The following is a 15226-nucleotide window of genomic DNA, read 5'->3' on the forward strand; positions in this document are numbered from 1 at the left end:
CCGGTACTAATAAGCCGAAGACTTGATAACACACTGATTTCCGTGCACTTGTTGCACGGGCTCGCGTCCACTTTGTGGTTCCCGACAGACGATCGGGAATCGAAACTGAATACACCGCTCTGTCTTCTTCACCGAAGATGGTAGCTGGGACAGCTTTGAGACCAAATGCATGATCTGGTCGAGAGTGTTCCGGTGGTCATAGCGAGAGGGAAACGCCCGGTCACATTCCGAACCCGGAAGCTAAGCCTCTCAGCGCCGATGGTACTGCAAGGGGGACCTTGTGGGAGAGTAGGACGCCGCCGGACTTAACGTATGAAAGATGTGGCCATCGGCCCTCCATCGAGAATTCGCAGGGGAAACCCTCGTTCTCGGTCGGGGCCGGTGGCCATTTCTGTTTTCGCCGCCGTTCGCTCGACGCCGGCTCTGGTTCGTGATGGACTGGAGGCCGACGTCGGGTGACCGACGCGGCACCCAACACAACGACACAGCGGACGAACGCCCGAGGCACTGCACCGGGCACGCGATGAGGAGCAACGGTGGCGAACGACGACGATCAGCGGCGGAACGACGGGGACCGCGGAGATCGACCCCGGCGGGACGGCGACCGGTTCCCGCGTCGCGACGGCGCTCCGCGTCGGGACGGCCAGAGTGATGGTCGTTGGTCGTCCGGTCCTCGCGAATTCGAGCGCCGCGAAGGCGACCGTCGCGATCGTCCGCAGGGTGGAGACCGTCCGTTCCGTGACGGCGCGCCTCGACGGGACAGCGCTCCGCGTCGCGACGGCGACCGTCCGTTCCGTTCCGGCGACCGGAACGACCGTCCGTCGTGGCAGGGCGACCGTGGTGACTCCGGCCGGCCGCCGCGCGGCGATGGTCCGCGCGGTGCCGATCGTCCGCGGCGCGATGGCGATCGTCCGTTCCGTGGTGGCTCCGACCGTCCGGCTCGTGACGGTGACCGTCCGTTCCGTGGCGGGAGCTCCGATCGTCCGCGTCGTGACGGTGACCGCCCGTTCCAGGGCGGCTCGGACCGTCCGCGCCGTGATGGCGACCGCCCGTACCGCGGTGGTTCGGACCGTCCCGCTCGTGACGGCGACCGTCCGTACCGTGGCGGATCGTCGGACCGTCCCGCTCGTGATGGCGACCGCCCGTACCGTGGCGGTTCGTCGGACCGTCCGCGGCGTGATGGCGACCGTTCATTCCGTGGTGGCTCTGACCGCCCGGCTCGGGACGGTGACCGTCCGTACCGTGGCGGCTCCTCGGACCGTCCCGCCCGAGATGGCGACCGTCCGTACCGTGGTGGTTCGGATCGTCCCGCTCGAGATGGCGACCGCCCGTACCGCGGTGGCTCGGACCGTCCCGCCCGAGATGGCGACCGCCCGTACCGCGGTGGCTCGGACCGTCCCGCTCGTGACGGGGACCGCCCGTACCGCGGTGGATCCTCCGATCGTCCGGCCCGTGGTGGTTCGTCCGACCGTCCGTTCCGCGGCGGTTCGTCAGACCGCCCGGCCCGCGACGGCGGTGAGGACCGTCGTCGTTTCGGTGACGGCAGCCGTCACGCCGGCGCCCGTTTCGGTGAGGCCGCGCGCGACGACTGGGAAGACCGCGACCCCTACGGCACGAAGTCGATCCGTCCGCGCCACGACGACCCCGAGATCCCCGAGGAGATCCAGGCGCGCGACCTCGACCCTGCGGCCCGGATGGAGCTGAAGACCCTCAGCAAGGACAACGCCGACTGGGTTGCGCGTCACCTCGTGGCAGCTGCGCTCTTCGTCGACGACGACCCCGAGACGGCCAACCAGCACGCCCTGAGCGCTGCTCGTCGTGCCGGTCGTGTCGGTGTCGTCCGGGAGACGGCCGCGATCACCGCGTACCGCCTCGGCGACTTCGCCACCGCGCTCCGGGAGCTCCGCACCTACCGTCGAATCTCCGGTCGCAACGACCAGCTCCCGATGATGGTGGACTGCGAGCGTGGCCTGGGCCGTCCGGAGCGGGCACTGGAGCTCGGTCGCTCGGTCGAGCGCTCGGCCCTCGACACCCCGGTGCAGGTCGAGCTCGCGATCGCCATGTCCGGCGCTCGTCTCGACCTCGGGAACCCCACAGCCGCCCTCGGTGAGCTGGAGATTCCACAGCTCGACCCGTCCACCGCCTACACGTGGTCCCCGGCGCTCTACAGTGCTTACGCGGCCACGCTCGAGGAGCTCGGTCGACAGGACGAGGCCGACGAGTGGTGGGCCCGTGTGGACCGCGCGGCAGCGGCCCTCGCCGAAATCGCGGACGACAACGCTTGGGAGACAGTTGATGTGGTCGAGGAAACGCTCGAAGTCGAAGAACACGGAGACGCCGGAGACGACGACGCCGATGACCTCGGAGCCGACGACGTCGCGACCGACGAACTCGACGGCGACGACGAATCCGCCGACGACCTCGACGACGACCTCGATGACGAACCCGCCCTCGACGACCTCGACGACGACACCTCCGCAGCCGACGAGCCCGGCGAGATCGACGACGACAACCCCCGCGACGTCGACGGCTCCGCAGCCGACTGAGCAGTCGGCGGCCTTGACCGACGGCGTCGACGTGGTCCTCACCGACCTCGACGGCGTCGTCTACCGCGGCCGCAACGCCATACCGCACGCGGTCGAGGCCCTGACCCGGGCCTCGCTCACGGCGCGGGTCGGCTACATCACCAACAACGCATCGCGCCGCCCGATCGACGTCGCAGAGCACCTCGAGCGCTACGGGCTCGAGGCGTCCGAGGGTGACGTCGTCACCTCGTCGCAGGCCGGCGTCCAGCTGCTCGCGACCCTGGTGCCGGCCGGGTCGACCGTCCTGGTCACCGGCGGGCTCGGCCTGTCGAGCATCGTCGAGGCAGCCGGGTTCACGGTCACCTCGAGTGCCGAGGACTCCCCGGCCGCGGTCATCCAGGGCTTCTCGCCGGACCTCGGTTGGAAGGAACTGGCCGAGGCCTCGTTCGCACTGGCGGACCCGGACGTGCCGTGGGTGGCCACGAACATGGACTGGTCGATCCCGGTCGAGCGGGGCATCGCACCCGGCAACGGCACACTCGTGTCCGCCGTGCACCAGGCGGTCGGCCGGATGCCCGTGGTCGCCGGCAAGCCCGAGCGGCCGATCTTCGACACGGCCGTCGAGCGCTTCGGTGGCGGTCGGACCCTGTTCATCGGGGACCGGTTGGACACCGACATCAAGGGCGCGAACGACGCCGGTATCCCGAGCGTGCTCGTGCTCACCGGCATCGACAAGGCGAAGCAGGTGCTCGCGGCCGACCAGCGCTCGCGTCCCACCTACGTGCTCGAAGACCTCCGGGGGCTGTCCCAGCCCTACCCGGAGACGGCGCGGCGCGAGGACGAGGACGGCACCCGGTACGTGACCGTCGGTACCTCGACGGTGGCCATGCGCGGGCACGTCGTCCGGGTGCTCGATGCCGGGACGGACATCGATCGGCTCCGTGCCGGCTCGACGCTCATCTGGGAGTCCGGGTTGGCCATCTACGGCCTCGACGTGGACCCGCAGCTGTACGGCGGCGAGTAGCGTGTCGGACGTGCCGAACCCCGAGCAGCCGTCCGCCGATCCCGAGCAGCAGGACGCCTTCGCCGCGCGCACAGCCGAGGCCGAGGCCCTGCCGCTCGCTGACCGTGCCGACGCCTTCTCCGCCCTGCACGACGAGCTGCGGACGCGGCTCGAGAGCGGCGGCTCCGCGAGTGCCTGAGCCGGACGGAGCCGTGCACGACGCGACCCCGGTCCGCCTCGACGCCCTCCTCGCCGCACGCGGGCTCGCACGGTCGCGCACCGTCGCCAGCAAGCTGATCCAGGACGGCCGGGTGCTCGTGGGCGGCCGTGCCGTCCTGAAACCGTCGACGCCGATGGCACCCGATGCGGACATCGAGGTCGACGCCGCGGACGAATGGGTCTCGCGTGCGGCCCGGAAGCTCGTCGGCGCGCTCGACGCGTTCGAGGTCGACCCCGCCGCCCGGGTCGTGCTCGACGTGGGTGCGAGCACCGGTGGGTTCACCCAGGTGCTGCTCGCGCGCGGCGCGCGCCGTGTCATCGCGCTGGACGTGGGCCACGGGCAGCTGCACCCCACCATCGCACTCGACGAACGCGTCGCCGTGGTCGAGGGGACGAACGCGCGGAACCTCACGCGCGCCGACTACCTGGCGCTCGACGCCGCCGCCGCCGAGACGAGCCTGGTGGTGGGGGACCTGTCCTTCATCTCCCTCCGACTCGTGCTGCCGGCGCTGGCCGAAGCCGTCCCCGCGGACGAGTTCGTGCTCCTGGTGAAGCCCCAGTTCGAAGTGGGTCGTGGCGGTGTGCGCGAGGGCATCGTGCACGACGCCGGACTCCGGAACGACGCGCTCATGAACGTGCTGTGGGCGGCGTGGGACCTGGGCCTCGGCACCAGTGGGCTCGCTGCGTCCCCGATCGTCGGGACGCACGGCAACCACGAGTACCTGGCCCGCTTCCAGCGCGGTGTCGGGGGCAATCCGACAGAATGGAGAGTCCGGGCGACCGAACTCACGGAAGGGTCTTCATGAGTGACGAACGGCACATCCTGCTCGTGTCCCACACGGGTCGCCGTGACTCGATCGACGCTGCTGTCGAGGTCTGCGACCTCCTGCACGCGGCCGGTCTCACGCCCGTCATGCCCTTCGACGAGTACGCGGACATCCGTCGTGCCGAAGCGTCGGTCGGCAAGGTCGACATCCTCGGCGTCGACGTCCAGCCGAACCAGCTCGAGATCGTCATCGTGCTCGGTGGCGACGGCACGATCCTCCGCGCGGCGGAACTCGTCCGGAACACCGGCGCTCCGCTCATCGGGGTGAACCTCGGGCACGTCGGGTTCCTGGCCGAGAGCGAGCGTGACGGCCTGTCCGAGACGGTCGAGCGCGCGCTGTCCGGCGAGTACAACGTCGAGGAACGCGTCACCCTGCAGGTCGATGTGGTCGTCGGCAACCAGATCGTCTACTCGAGCTGGGCGCTGAACGAGGCCACGATCGAGAAGGCCTCGCGGGAGCGGATGCTCGAGGTCGTGACCGAGGTCGACGGCCGCCCGCTGTCGTCCTTCGGCTGCGACGGCGTGGTCGTGTCGACCCCGACCGGCTCCACGGCGTACTCGTTCTCCGGCGGTGGCCCCATCGTGTGGCCGGACGTCGACGCGTTGCTCATGGTGCCGCTGAGCGCCCACGCCCTGTTCGCCCGTCCGATCGTCGTCGGGCCGGACTGCACGCTCGCGATCGAGGTCCTGCGGCGCACGAGCGGCGTCGGTGTGCTCTGGTGCGACGGCCGACGGACCCACGACCTGCCTCCGGGCGCCCGTGTCGAGGTGCGGCGTTCGCCCGACCCGGTGCGTGTCGCCCGCCTCAAGGACGCTCCGTTCACCGACCGCCTGGTCGCGAAGTTCCAGCTGCCCGTCGCCGGGTGGCGCGGCCCCCAGAGCGACGAGACGACCGATGAGCACGGAGGACGACCGATGAGCACGGAGGACGACCGATGAGCACGGAGGACGACCGATGATCGAGGAGATCGCGATCCGCGACCTCGGTGTCATCGGTGAGACCACGCTCGAACTCGGGCCGGGCTTCACCGTCGTCACCGGGGAGACCGGTGCGGGCAAGACCATGATCGTCACGGCGCTCGGGCTGCTACTCGGTGCGCGGGCCGATGCCGGTTCGGTGCGCCGCGGTGCGTCGAGCGCCGTCGTCGAAGGTCGCTGGCACGTCCCGGAGCAGGACGCCGTCGCCGAACGCGTCGAGGACGCCGGCGGCACCGTGGAGGACGGCGAACTCATCCTCACCCGCACGGTCTCCGCCGAGGGGCGCAGCCGTGCCACGGTGGGCGGTCGCAGTGCGCCCGTGGCGGTGCTCGGCGAGCTCGCCGACCAGCTCGTCACCGTGCACGGGCAGTCGGACCAGATCCGCCTGACCTCGGCCACGGCGCAGCGCGCTGCCCTCGACGGGTTCGGGGGAGCCTCGCTCGAGAAGGCCCTCGCCCGGTACATCGCCGCGTACGACGCCTGGCAGCGGCACGCCGGTGAACTCGAGGTCCTGGTCCGCGACCGGGACGACCGGGTGGCCGAGGCCGAGCGGATCCGGGCGGCCTCGGACGAGATCGAGGCCGCCGACCCGCAGCCCGGCGAGGACGTCGAGCTGGCCGAGCGCGCCGAGCGGCTGGGGAACCTCGAGGAGCTCCGGTTGTCCGCGGCCCTGGCGCACGAGGCGTTGTCCAGCGAGTCCCTCGACGGCGTCTCCGACGTCGTCGGCCTGGTCGAGTCCGCACGCCGTGCCGTGGAGCGCGTGGTGTCGTCGGACAGTGCTCTGCAGCCGGTGCTCGAGCAGCTCACGGAACTCGGGATCCAGGCGGCCGAGGCCTCGGCGAGCATCTCGAGCTACCTCGGTTCCCTGGAACCCGAGGCCGGGCACGACCTCGAACTCATCAACGAACGCCGTGCCCTGCTGGCCGGCCTCACCCGCAAGTACGGCGAGACGGTGGACGACGTCATCGCCTACGGACAGCGCGCGAGCGACCGGCTGCTCGAGCTCGACGGCGACGACGACCGGATCGCGGCGTTGCAGCAGTCGGTCGAGCAGGACGAGCAGGCGCTCGAGACCGCCGCCGCCGCGCTCACCACGGCGCGCACCAAGGCTGCGGCCGACCTGGCGAAGCGCGTGACCGCTGAGCTGAAGACCCTCGCGATGGGTGGTGCGACGCTGGTGGTCGAGGTCACCGACGCCGGCGAGTACCGCCGACACGGCCGTGACCAGGTGACGATCCTGCTCCAGCCGCATTCCGGCACCGACCCCCGGCCGATCGGCAAGGGGGCGTCCGGCGGTGAGCTGTCCCGCGTGATGCTCGCGATCGAGGTCGTCATGGCCGGCAGCACCACGGTGCCGACGTTCGTGTTCGACGAGGTCGACGCGGGTGTCGGTGGGGCGGCGGCGATCGAGATCGGCCGACGGCTGGCGAAGCTCGCCGAGCGCACGCAGGTCATCGTCGTCACGCACCTGGCCCAGGTCGCGGCGTTCGCGAACAACCACCTCAACGTCGTGAAGGACGCCAGCGGGGCCGTCACCTCGTCGAGCGTGCGCCGGCTCGAGGGCGAGGACCGGTTGCAGGAGATGGCACGGCTGCTCTCCGGACTCGGTGACAGCGCCAGCGGCATCGAGCACGCACGCGAGCTGCTCGACGTGGCCGGCCAGCGGGCCTGACGACCAAGCAGGCGGGTACCGGACCCGGACCCGAACCCGGCCACGGCCCGAGGACCCGGCCACCCACCCGCGCAACGCCCACGGCGAACCGAGGTCGCGCCTCCCGGCAGTTCTGACGTACGATGGAATCCCGTGGCGGACACTCTCAGCGGCGGTACCAATTCTTCGAACTCGACCCCGAAGGTGACGAAGCAGATCTTCGTGACCGGCGGGGTCGTCTCGTCTCTCGGCAAGGGCCTGACGGCGGCCAGCCTCGGCAACCTGCTCACGGCTCGCGGCCTCAAGGTCGTCATGCAGAAGCTCGACCCGTACCTCAACGTGGACCCGGGCACCATGAACCCGTTCCAGCACGGCGAGGTCTTCGTGACCGACGACGGTGCGGAGACGGACCTCGACATCGGGCACTACGAGCGCTTCCTCGACATCAACCTGTCGCAGGCCGCGAACGTCACGACCGGTCAGGTGTACTCGACGGTGATCGCCAAGGAGCGTCGCGGCGAGTACCTCGGCGACACGGTGCAGGTCATCCCGCACATCACCGACGAGATCAAGCGCCGGATGCGCGAGCAGGCGCAGAACGACCCCCAGCCCGACGTCATCATCACCGAGGTCGGTGGCACCGTCGGCGACATCGAGTCGCAGCCGTTCATCGAGTCCGCCCGACAGGTGCGGCACGAGCTGGGCCGCAACAACGTGTTCTTCGTGCACGTCTCGCTGGTGCCGTTCATGAACGCCTCGGGTGAGCAGAAGACCAAGCCGACGCAACACTCCGTCGCCGCGCTCCGCTCGATCGGCATCCAGCCCGACGCGCTCGTGCTGCGGTCGGACCGTCCGGTGTCGGAGTCGAACAAGCGCAAGATCGCGCTGATGTGCGACGTCGACGAGGACGCCGTGGTGAACGCCGTTGACGTCCCCTCGATCTACGACCTGCCGACGCTGCTGAACAACCAGGGCCTCGACCAGGTCATCGTCGATGCGCTCAGGCTCGACGCCGGTCCGGTCGACTGGACCGCGTGGACCCCGGTGCTGAAGGCCGTGCACGAGCCGAAGAAGGCCGTCACGATCGCCCTGGTCGGCAAGTACATCGACCTGCCGGACGCCTACCTGTCCGTCACCGAGGCGCTCCGTGCCGGCGGCTTCGCGCACGACGCCAAGGTGACGCTGAAGTGGGTCGTGTCCGACGACTGCACCACGCCCGAGGGCGCGGCGAAGCAGCTCGGCGACGTCGACGGCATCTGCATCCCCGGTGGGTTCGGCGTGCGCGGCATCGAGGGGAAGCTCGGCGCGCTCAAGTTCGCGCGTGAGCAGGGCATCCCGACGCTCGGCCTGTGCCTCGGCCTGCAGTGCATGGTCATCGAGTACGCCCGCCACGAGGTCGGTCTGACCGACGCGTCGAGCACCGAGTTCGACCCGGAGACCTCGACCCCGGTCATCGCGACGATGGCGGAGCAGGTCGAGATCATCGCCGGCGGCGACCTGGGCGGCACGATGCGCCTGGGCCTGTACCCGGCGTCGTTCACCGAAGGCTCGCTGGCGGCGGAGCTGTACGGAGCGCCGGAGGCCTCCGAGCGGCACCGTCACCGCTACGAGGTGAACAACAAGTACCGCGAGCAGATCGCGGACGCCGGCCTCGTCTTCTCGGGCACGTCGCCCGACGGCACGCTGGTGGAGTACGTCGAGCTCCCGCGCGACGTGCACCCGTTCTACATCGCAACGCAGGCGCACCCGGAGCTCCGCTCGCGTCCGACCGATGCGCACCCGCTGTTCGCGGGGCTCGTCGCGGCCGCGATCGAGCGCCACGAGGCGTCCAGCCTGTTCGACCCGCAGACCGAGGAGCAGGTCGCGTAAGCGCCGGTCTCCACGATCGGACGGGAGGCGCGGTGCCAGCTGGCACCGCGCCTCCCGTCCGTCTGTCGCCGCGTCAGGGGCGCGTGCTTGGATGGAGACGTGACAGACGCACCGATCGCTGACGAGTCCGCCTCCTTCGAGGTCACCGAATCCACCGTCGTGTACGAGGGCGCCGTCTGGGACGTGCGCCGCGACACCGTCGCGTACAACGGCGACTCGATGGTCCGCGAGTACATCGACCACACGGGCGCCGTCGCCGTGTACGCCGAGGACGACGAGGGCCGCGTCCTGGTCATCCAGCAGTACCGACACCCGGTGCGGCTGCGCGACTGGGAGCTGCCCGCCGGTCTGCTCGACATGGAGGGCGAGGACCACCTGACGGCCGCGAAGCGCGAGCTGGGCGAGGAGGCCGACCTCGAGGCCGACACGTGGGAGCCCCTGGTCCGCTACAACACGTCCTCGGGTGGCAGCGACGAGTTCATCCAGATCTACCGGGCGCGCGGTGTCCGGTCGACCGAGTCCGCCTTCGAGCGCGAGGCCGAAGAGGCCGACATCGTGACCCGCTGGGTCCCGCGGGCGGAGCTCCTCGAGGGGATCCTGGACGGTCGGCTCAACAACTCGGCCCTCGTCGTCGCGACGCTCGCCGTCGAGGCCATCGAACAGCGCGGCAAGTGAGCGGGTCCGCGGGCGACGGTCTGCGCGAGCTGGTCGCCACGGGGACGTGGACGCACGAGCCGGAGGCCGCCCAGTTGGACGGCGACGTGTTCCGCGTCACCGCGGTCGAGGGCAGTGACGCCTGGCGGACCACCTCGTACGGCTTCGTGCACGACTCCGAGCACGCGCTGCTGCAGCCGACCGACGGTCCGTTCTCGGTCGAGGCGTCGTTCGTGCTCGACTACACCGAGCAGTTCGACCAGGCCGGGGTGTTCCTGCGTGTCGACGAACAGACCTGGATCAAGGCCGGCGTGGAGTTCTCGGACGGAGCCCCGCAGCTCGGCGCCGTGGTGACGCGTGGGTTCTCGGACTGGTCGGTGTCGCCCGTGCCGGAGTGGGCGGGCCGGGTGGTGACCGTCCGCGCGAGCCGCGATGGCGACGCCGTGACGATCCGGGCGTGGGCCGAGGGTGACGAGTCCCGCTTGGTGCGGGTCGCGTACCTCGACCCGGACGCCGTCGTGTCCGCGGGGCTGCTGTGCGCCGGGCCGACGCGGGCCGGGCTGACCGTGACGTTCACCGGGTTCCGCGTGGGCGCGCCGGACGAGGCGTTGCACTGACGGGCGGGTGGCCCCGCGCCGGTTAGCCTGCTGAGGTGATGCCCCTCGACCGTGCCGCGGAGACGTACCTGCGGCACGTCGCGATCGAGCGGGGACTCTCGCAGCACACGTTGTCCGCGTACCGGCGGGACCTCGCCGTGTTCACGTCGTGGTTGGCGGACGCTCCGGTCGTCGAGTCGGACGGTGCGGACCGGGCCGGGGGGTCCTCGGCGCTGCTGGACGTGGCACGGTTGGCACGGGCGGACGTCTCGGGGTTCGTGACACACCTGGCCACCCGACCGGAAGGTCCGCTCGCACCGCGGTCGATCGCGCGGATGCTCAGTTCGGTGCGCTCGTTCACCGCCTTCGCCGCGGGTGAGGGCTGGCTGCCGCTCGACCCCGGCACCGCCGTCCGGCCGCCGAAGGCCCCGATGCGGCTGCCGAAGGCGATCCCCGTCGAGGACATGGAACGGCTGCTCGGGGCGGTGTCCGTCGACGCCGACGACCCCGTCCAGCTGCGGGACAAGGCCCTGCTCGAGCTGCTCTACGCCACCGGTGCGCGGATCTCCGAGGCGGTGGGACTGTCGGTCGACGATGTGACGACGCTGTCGGACGCCGACGGCGAGCTCTCCGTCGTGAAGGTCACCGGGAAGGGCAACAAGCAGCGGATCGTGCCGCTCGGCAGCTTCGCCCGGGCCGCGATCGACGCCTACCTGGTGCGCGCACGGCCGGTGTTCGCGGCGCGCGGGCCGTCGACGCCGGCATTGTTCCTCGGTGCCCGTGGAGCGCGGTTGTCGCGGCAGAGCGCCTGGCTCGTGATCCAGGCCGCCGCTGCTGCCGCCGACCTGGAGGCGCACGTGTCACCGCACACGTTCCGGCACTCGTTCGCGACGCACCTGCTCGATGGCGGTGCCGATGTGCGCGTGGTGCAGGAGTTGCTCGGGCACGCGAGTGTCGCCACGACGCAGATCTACACGATGGTCACGGCGGACATGCTGCGTGACGTCTACCAGACGGCACACCCGCGGGCGCGGCGGTAGGCGGGCCCGCGCCCGTCGTGCGGGTGCATGGGCCGTGCGGGTGCGCGACGGGCGCGTTTCGTGAGCAGAAATGGGCGGGTCGCGCCGTCGCACCCGACCATTTCTGCTCACGAAGCGCCGCGGACAGCGGCGGGCGGCTCCCGCTGCTCAGAACAGGTGGAACTGGGCCGACGCGGCGATGACGGTCGTCGTCACCGCGACGACGAGGGCGCTCGCCGAAGCGCTCCGCGCCAGGACCGCCCAGCCGCCGACAGCCTCGGGACGGACGATGCCGATGACGCCGCACACCACGCCGAGCAGCCCCGCCAGGCCCCAGGGGTTCGCGACGACCGAGACCACGGCGAGCAGCACCGCGAGCACCGTGAACACGCAGAGTCGACGGTCGCGGGCGGTGCCCGATGCCCACGCGTCCGTCCGGATCGCGGCGGTCTGCACCGAGAACGACGGCCCCACTGGCGCGACGACGATCGGCGTGACCGGTTCTGCAGCGGCCGCGGGGACCCGCGTGGCAGCGCCCCAGGTGCGACCGTCCCACCAGCGCAGACGACGGGCGTCCTGCGGGTCCGGGAACCAGCCTGCGGCCGGCAGCGTCACGGTTGCTCCTCGAGGTGCGGGGTGGATCGACGCTCCCGAGCCTAGGAGCGCGGTCGGCCTCGCCCCAGTCCCCAGCCGGGTGTCAGCACAAGGGGGGACCTGCCCGGTGCACTACGGTCGGGGCGTGCCCTCGACGCTCGACGACTTCTGGACCGCGCGACGCCGCGAGCGTCCGAGTCTCCCGACGGCGGTGCCGGAGGCGTGGTCCTTCGGCGCGACCCCGGAGCAGGCGGACGCGCTCCTGCAGCTCGTGCTCGACGGGGTCAAGGTCGGCACGGCGTCGTCGCTCTGGGACTACGAGGCGACCGGTGACCCGCTGCCGGCAGCCGACGAGTTGAGCATCGTGACCGACGGCTCGGGTGCTCCCCGTGCCGTCATCGAGACGACGGTGGTCCGGGTGGTGCCGTTCGACCAGGTCGGCGCGGACCACGCCTGGGCCGAGGGCGAAGGGGACCGGACGCTCGAGCACTGGCGGAGGGTGCACGAGGCGTTCTGGCGCGCACACTCGGAGAACCCGCGCGGGTTCGCGCCGGACATGCCGGTCGTGTGCGAGCGGTTCCGGCTGCTCTGGCCGAACGGCTGAGACCGAGCCCGAGCCCGAGCCCGAGATCGAGATCGAGACCGATCCGGCGTCAGGCGGGGACCGGCTCCGCGTCGACCTCGGTGAACACGTCCTTCACGGCGGCGAGCAGGCGAGCGTTGAAGTCCACGCCGAGCTGGTTCGGCACGGTGACGAGCACGGTGTCGGCAGCCCGGACGGCCTGATCGGCCGCGAGCTCTGCGACGAGCTGTTCGGGCTCACCGATGTAAGACCGGCCGAACCGGGCCAGCCCGCCGTCGAGGTGCCCGACCTGGTCCTGCCCCTCGACCTGGGCGCGCACGCCGAAGTAGTGGCGCGACTCGTCGTCGATGATCGGGATGATGCTCCGCGAGACCGAGACGCGCGGTTCGCGGTCCCAGCCCGACTCGGACCACACCCGGCGGAAGCGCTCGATCTGCTCGGCCTGCAGCTGGTCGAACGGCACACCGGTGTCCTCGGTCAGCAGGGTCGAGGACATCAGGTTCATGCCCTGCTCGGCGGTCCACTCCGCGGTGGCGCGGGTGCCGGCGCCCCACCAGATGCGGTCGCCGAGCGAGTCGGACAGCGGGGAGATCGGCAACGACCCGGCCGAACCGGTCATCTGCGGGTTGGCGTTGGCCATCGGCTCGCCGGCGATCGCGCGGCGGAACACGTTCGTGTGCGCACGGGCCATGTCGCCGCCGTTCTCGTCAGCAACGTCGGGCACGTAGCCGAACTGCTGGTAGCCGGCGAGGGCGGTCTCGGGTGATCCCCGCGAGACACCGAGCTGCAGTCGCCCGCCGGAGATCAGGTCGGTGGCCGCGGCTTCCTCCGCCATGTAGAGCGGGTTCTCGTAGCGCATGTCGATGACGCCGGTGCCGATCTCGATCCGGCTGGTCTTCGCGGCGATGGCGGAGAGCAGCGGGAACGGTGCGGCCTGCTGCGGGGCGAAGTGGTGGACGCGGAAGTAGGCGCCGTCGACGCCGGCTTCCTCGGCTGCGACCGCGAGGTCGATCGCCTGCACCAGGGCCTCCCGCCCGCTGCGCACCTTCGACCCCGGCACGTCACGCCAGTGTCCGAACGACAGGAACCCGATCTTCGTCATGTCCATGCGAACGCATTCGGAGGCGGGGCCATTCCGCCGCGACTACCGTGTCCGGGATGGATGACCCCCGCCCCGCGCTCGAGGCCGAACGCGTCCGCAACGTCCGGCTGCTCGCCGAGGTCGAGCGGAGCATGCGCGACGTCAGCGACGCCCGGCAGGATGCGAACTCCGACGACGAGCACGACCCGGAGGGCGCGACCCTGGCCTGGGAACGCGGCTCGCTCGGTGCGGTCCGCGACGGCGCCCAGCTGCGGATCCGCCAGGTGGACGCAGCGCTCGTACGACTCGACGACGGCACCTACGGTCGGTGCACGGTCGGTGGCGAGCCGATCCCGGGGGCACGTCTGGCCGCCGTCCCGTGGGCGGCGACGTGCGTCGCGCACGCGTGAAACACGACGATTCCACCGGAGGTGAGATTTCTTTATAAATTTGCCTCCAACCGCGCGTCGCGCCCTTCCGCGCGGCTCGCGTCCCGCGATCATGACGCCATGACGCAGACCACCATCTACCGCACGGAGCCGATGGCGACCCGTGCCCTCGGCGCCGAGATCCGACACGATCACGAGCGCTTCGTCCAGCTCCTCGAGCGAGTGAGCGGCAAGCAGCTCGGTTCGTTCGAGAAAGTCGAGTGCGAGGTGCCGCACAAGGACGTTGAGACCGAGTGGGGGACCGTGCGTCTCGACGTGCAACTGACCTTCGACAGTGGCTTGGTGGGCATCGAGGCAAAGCTCGACCACGAGCTGACCGAGCGGCAGGTGGACGCCCAGCTCGAAGCACTCGGCGACACCGGCGTGCTGTTCGTGCTGGTGCCGCGCAAGGAGTCGCTCGCTCGCTCGGTCATCGACCACGAGCGCGTCAGCGTGATCGACTGGGACCAGGTCCTCGCGTGCTTCGACGCCCCTCGGCTGGTCAAGGACGACATTGAGGGGGAGGGGCGCCTGCTGAAGACGACGGTCGAGGCTCGGCTGCACGGCCTCGAGCTCGGCGCGCGCATGCCTGGCTGGAAGGTGCGGGTGCAGCGCGGGGACGGCGGCATGCCGTCGATCGTCTTCGAGCGGCCGCTGCACGACGGCAAGGATGCGAAGTGGATTCGCGGGCAGATCCAGGTACCGGGGCGCGGGATGCCGCCGTACCTGGAGGACACGCAGTTCGAGGGGTTTGTCGGGATCTCGGTGAACCACCTCGACGAGGCTGACTTCCCCGATCCGAAAGGCCCTGAGCAGGCGCCGGCGTGGGTCCGGGCGCTTGAGGTCCTGGATGACCAGGTCCTGTCCAAGAACTCGGGACGGATCGCGGTGAGCCGGGGGTCGGCGGGCAACGGTCGGAAGGGTCTCGGCAAGCACAAGCTGCCGCTCGCGAAACGCCACCTCTCGGGGCGCACCCACCTGGCGAGGGGCTACACCGACTGGTCAATCGGCCCGAAGACCGAGCTCACCGCCATCGACGACCTCGACGCGCTGGTCGAGACGATGCTCATCTGGAGCAACGACTGGTACGACGCCCTGCAAGGGACCTCGGTCGCGCGAGCGGCGCAGTAGCGGCGACCAGCTGACGGCCTGGAGGCGCGGGCTGTCCCCGCCACGCGCCTCCCGGCATGCGCACCCAGC

Annotated in this window: 15 protein-coding genes and 1 rRNA gene; 14 read left to right on the forward strand and 2 right to left on the reverse strand. The window is 70.8% G+C overall.

Annotation, left to right across the window (positions count from 1 at the left end; translation table 11 throughout):
• Positions 1-188: 188 nt before the first annotated feature.
• From rrf to BR70_RS0109875, 11 genes are all read left to right on the forward strand, one after another.
• Positions 189-305, forward strand: a 5S ribosomal RNA gene (rrf, locus tag BR70_RS0109825).
• A 1389-nt stretch (positions 306-1694) separates the two neighbouring features.
• Entirely contained in the window at positions 1695-2546 is an 852-nt protein-coding gene (locus BR70_RS22320) for a tetratricopeptide repeat protein (protein ID WP_051596930.1), read from the forward strand.
• Between the two features lie 13 nt (positions 2547-2559).
• On the forward strand, positions 2560-3549 hold the full coding sequence (locus tag BR70_RS0109835; protein ID WP_027465921.1) for an HAD-IIA family hydrolase: 990 nt from the start codon (positions 2560-2562) through the stop codon (positions 3547-3549).
• A 10-nt stretch (positions 3550-3559) separates the two neighbouring features.
• Entirely contained in the window at positions 3560-3727 is a 168-nt protein-coding gene (locus tag BR70_RS23260) for a hypothetical protein (protein WP_155896846.1), read from the forward strand.
• Positions 3720-4553 carry a TlyA family RNA methyltransferase gene (locus tag BR70_RS0109845; protein WP_027465922.1) on the forward strand — a complete coding sequence of 278 codons (834 nt, stop codon included), beginning with the start codon at positions 3720-3722 and terminating at the stop codon, positions 4551-4553. Before BR70_RS23260 ends, BR70_RS0109845 begins: the two co-directional genes overlap by 8 nt.
• The gene (locus BR70_RS20395) at positions 4550-5512 is read left to right on the forward strand and encodes an NAD kinase (protein WP_051596810.1); all 963 of its coding nucleotides are present in this window, start codon (positions 4550-4552) and stop codon (positions 5510-5512) included. Before BR70_RS0109845 ends, BR70_RS20395 begins: the two co-directional genes overlap by 4 nt.
• 16 nt (positions 5513-5528) lie before the next feature.
• Positions 5529-7223: a DNA repair protein RecN gene (recN, locus tag BR70_RS0109855; protein ID WP_027465923.1), complete on the forward strand. Its 1695-nt coding sequence runs from the start codon at positions 5529-5531 to the stop codon at positions 7221-7223.
• A 132-nt stretch (positions 7224-7355) separates the two neighbouring features.
• The gene (locus BR70_RS0109860; protein ID WP_027465924.1) at positions 7356-9071 is read left to right on the forward strand and encodes a CTP synthase; all 1716 of its coding nucleotides are present in this window, start codon (positions 7356-7358) and stop codon (positions 9069-9071) included.
• Positions 9072-9170: 99 nt separating this feature from the next.
• Positions 9171-9746: an NUDIX domain-containing protein gene (locus BR70_RS0109865; RefSeq protein ID WP_027465925.1), complete on the forward strand. Its 576-nt coding sequence runs from the start codon at positions 9171-9173 to the stop codon at positions 9744-9746.
• Positions 9743-10342, forward strand: coding sequence for a DUF1349 domain-containing protein (locus BR70_RS0109870; protein ID WP_051596811.1), 600 nt, complete (start codon positions 9743-9745; stop codon positions 10340-10342). The genes BR70_RS0109865 and BR70_RS0109870 overlap by 4 nt, the downstream gene beginning before the upstream one ends.
• Before the next feature lie 38 nt (positions 10343-10380).
• Positions 10381-11361 (forward strand): site-specific tyrosine recombinase XerD, encoded by a 981-nt coding sequence (locus tag BR70_RS0109875; protein WP_027465927.1) that lies wholly within the window; start codon positions 10381-10383, stop codon positions 11359-11361.
• 147 nt (positions 11362-11508) lie between these two features.
• Here BR70_RS0109875 and BR70_RS20400 read toward each other — a convergent pair whose 3' ends face one another.
• Positions 11509-11955 (reverse strand): DUF2510 domain-containing protein, encoded by a 447-nt coding sequence (locus BR70_RS20400; protein ID WP_035808722.1) that lies wholly within the window; start codon positions 11953-11955, stop codon positions 11509-11511.
• A 124-nt stretch (positions 11956-12079) separates the two neighbouring features.
• Between BR70_RS20400 and BR70_RS0109885 the strand changes: the two genes are divergently transcribed.
• Positions 12080-12538 (forward strand): ASCH domain-containing protein, encoded by a 459-nt coding sequence (locus BR70_RS0109885; protein WP_214521906.1) that lies wholly within the window; start codon positions 12080-12082, stop codon positions 12536-12538.
• A 49-nt stretch (positions 12539-12587) separates the two neighbouring features.
• Here the strand turns inward: BR70_RS0109885 and BR70_RS0109890 are convergent, their stop codons facing one another.
• Complete coding sequence (locus BR70_RS0109890; RefSeq protein WP_027465929.1) at positions 12588-13625, reverse strand: LLM class flavin-dependent oxidoreductase; 1038 nt, start codon at positions 13623-13625, stop codon at positions 12588-12590.
• Between the two features lie 50 nt (positions 13626-13675).
• Between BR70_RS0109890 and BR70_RS0109895 the strand changes: the two genes are divergently transcribed.
• Both BR70_RS0109895 and BR70_RS20405 read left to right on the forward strand, forming a co-directional pair.
• Positions 13676-14008 carry a TraR/DksA family transcriptional regulator gene (locus BR70_RS0109895; RefSeq protein ID WP_027465930.1) on the forward strand — a complete coding sequence of 111 codons (333 nt, stop codon included), beginning with the start codon at positions 13676-13678 and terminating at the stop codon, positions 14006-14008.
• Between the two features lie 99 nt (positions 14009-14107).
• The gene (locus BR70_RS20405) at positions 14108-15157 is read left to right on the forward strand and encodes a hypothetical protein (protein ID WP_051596812.1); all 1050 of its coding nucleotides are present in this window, start codon (positions 14108-14110) and stop codon (positions 15155-15157) included.
• The last annotated feature ends 69 nt before the right edge of the window (positions 15158-15226 follow it).

The sequence above is a fragment of the Curtobacterium sp. UNCCL17 genome (assembly GCF_000686685.1).
Classification (GTDB): domain Bacteria; phylum Actinomycetota; class Actinomycetes; order Actinomycetales; family Microbacteriaceae; genus Curtobacterium; species Curtobacterium flaccumfaciens.

Bases quoted from the DNA above. Each gene is read 5' to 3' on its own strand.
- BR70_RS0109895 (WP_027465930.1), top strand. From the start codon at position 13,676: ATGGATGACCCCCGCCCCGCGCTCGAGGCCGAACGCGTCCGCAACGTC.
- BR70_RS0109890 (WP_027465929.1), bottom strand. From the start codon at position 13,625: ATGGACATGACGAAGATCGGGTTCCTGTCGTTCGGACACTGGCGTGAC.
- BR70_RS22320 (WP_051596930.1), top strand. From the start codon at position 1,695: ATGGAGCTGAAGACCCTCAGCAAGGACAACGCCGACTGGGTTGCGCGT.
- BR70_RS0109875 (WP_027465927.1), top strand. From the start codon at position 10,381: ATGCCCCTCGACCGTGCCGCGGAGACGTACCTGCGGCACGTCGCGATC.
- recN (WP_027465923.1), top strand. From the start codon at position 5,529: ATGATCGAGGAGATCGCGATCCGCGACCTCGGTGTCATCGGTGAGACC.
- BR70_RS20405 (WP_051596812.1), top strand. From the start codon at position 14,108: ATGACGCAGACCACCATCTACCGCACGGAGCCGATGGCGACCCGTGCC.
- BR70_RS20395 (WP_051596810.1), top strand. From the start codon at position 4,550: ATGAGTGACGAACGGCACATCCTGCTCGTGTCCCACACGGGTCGCCGT.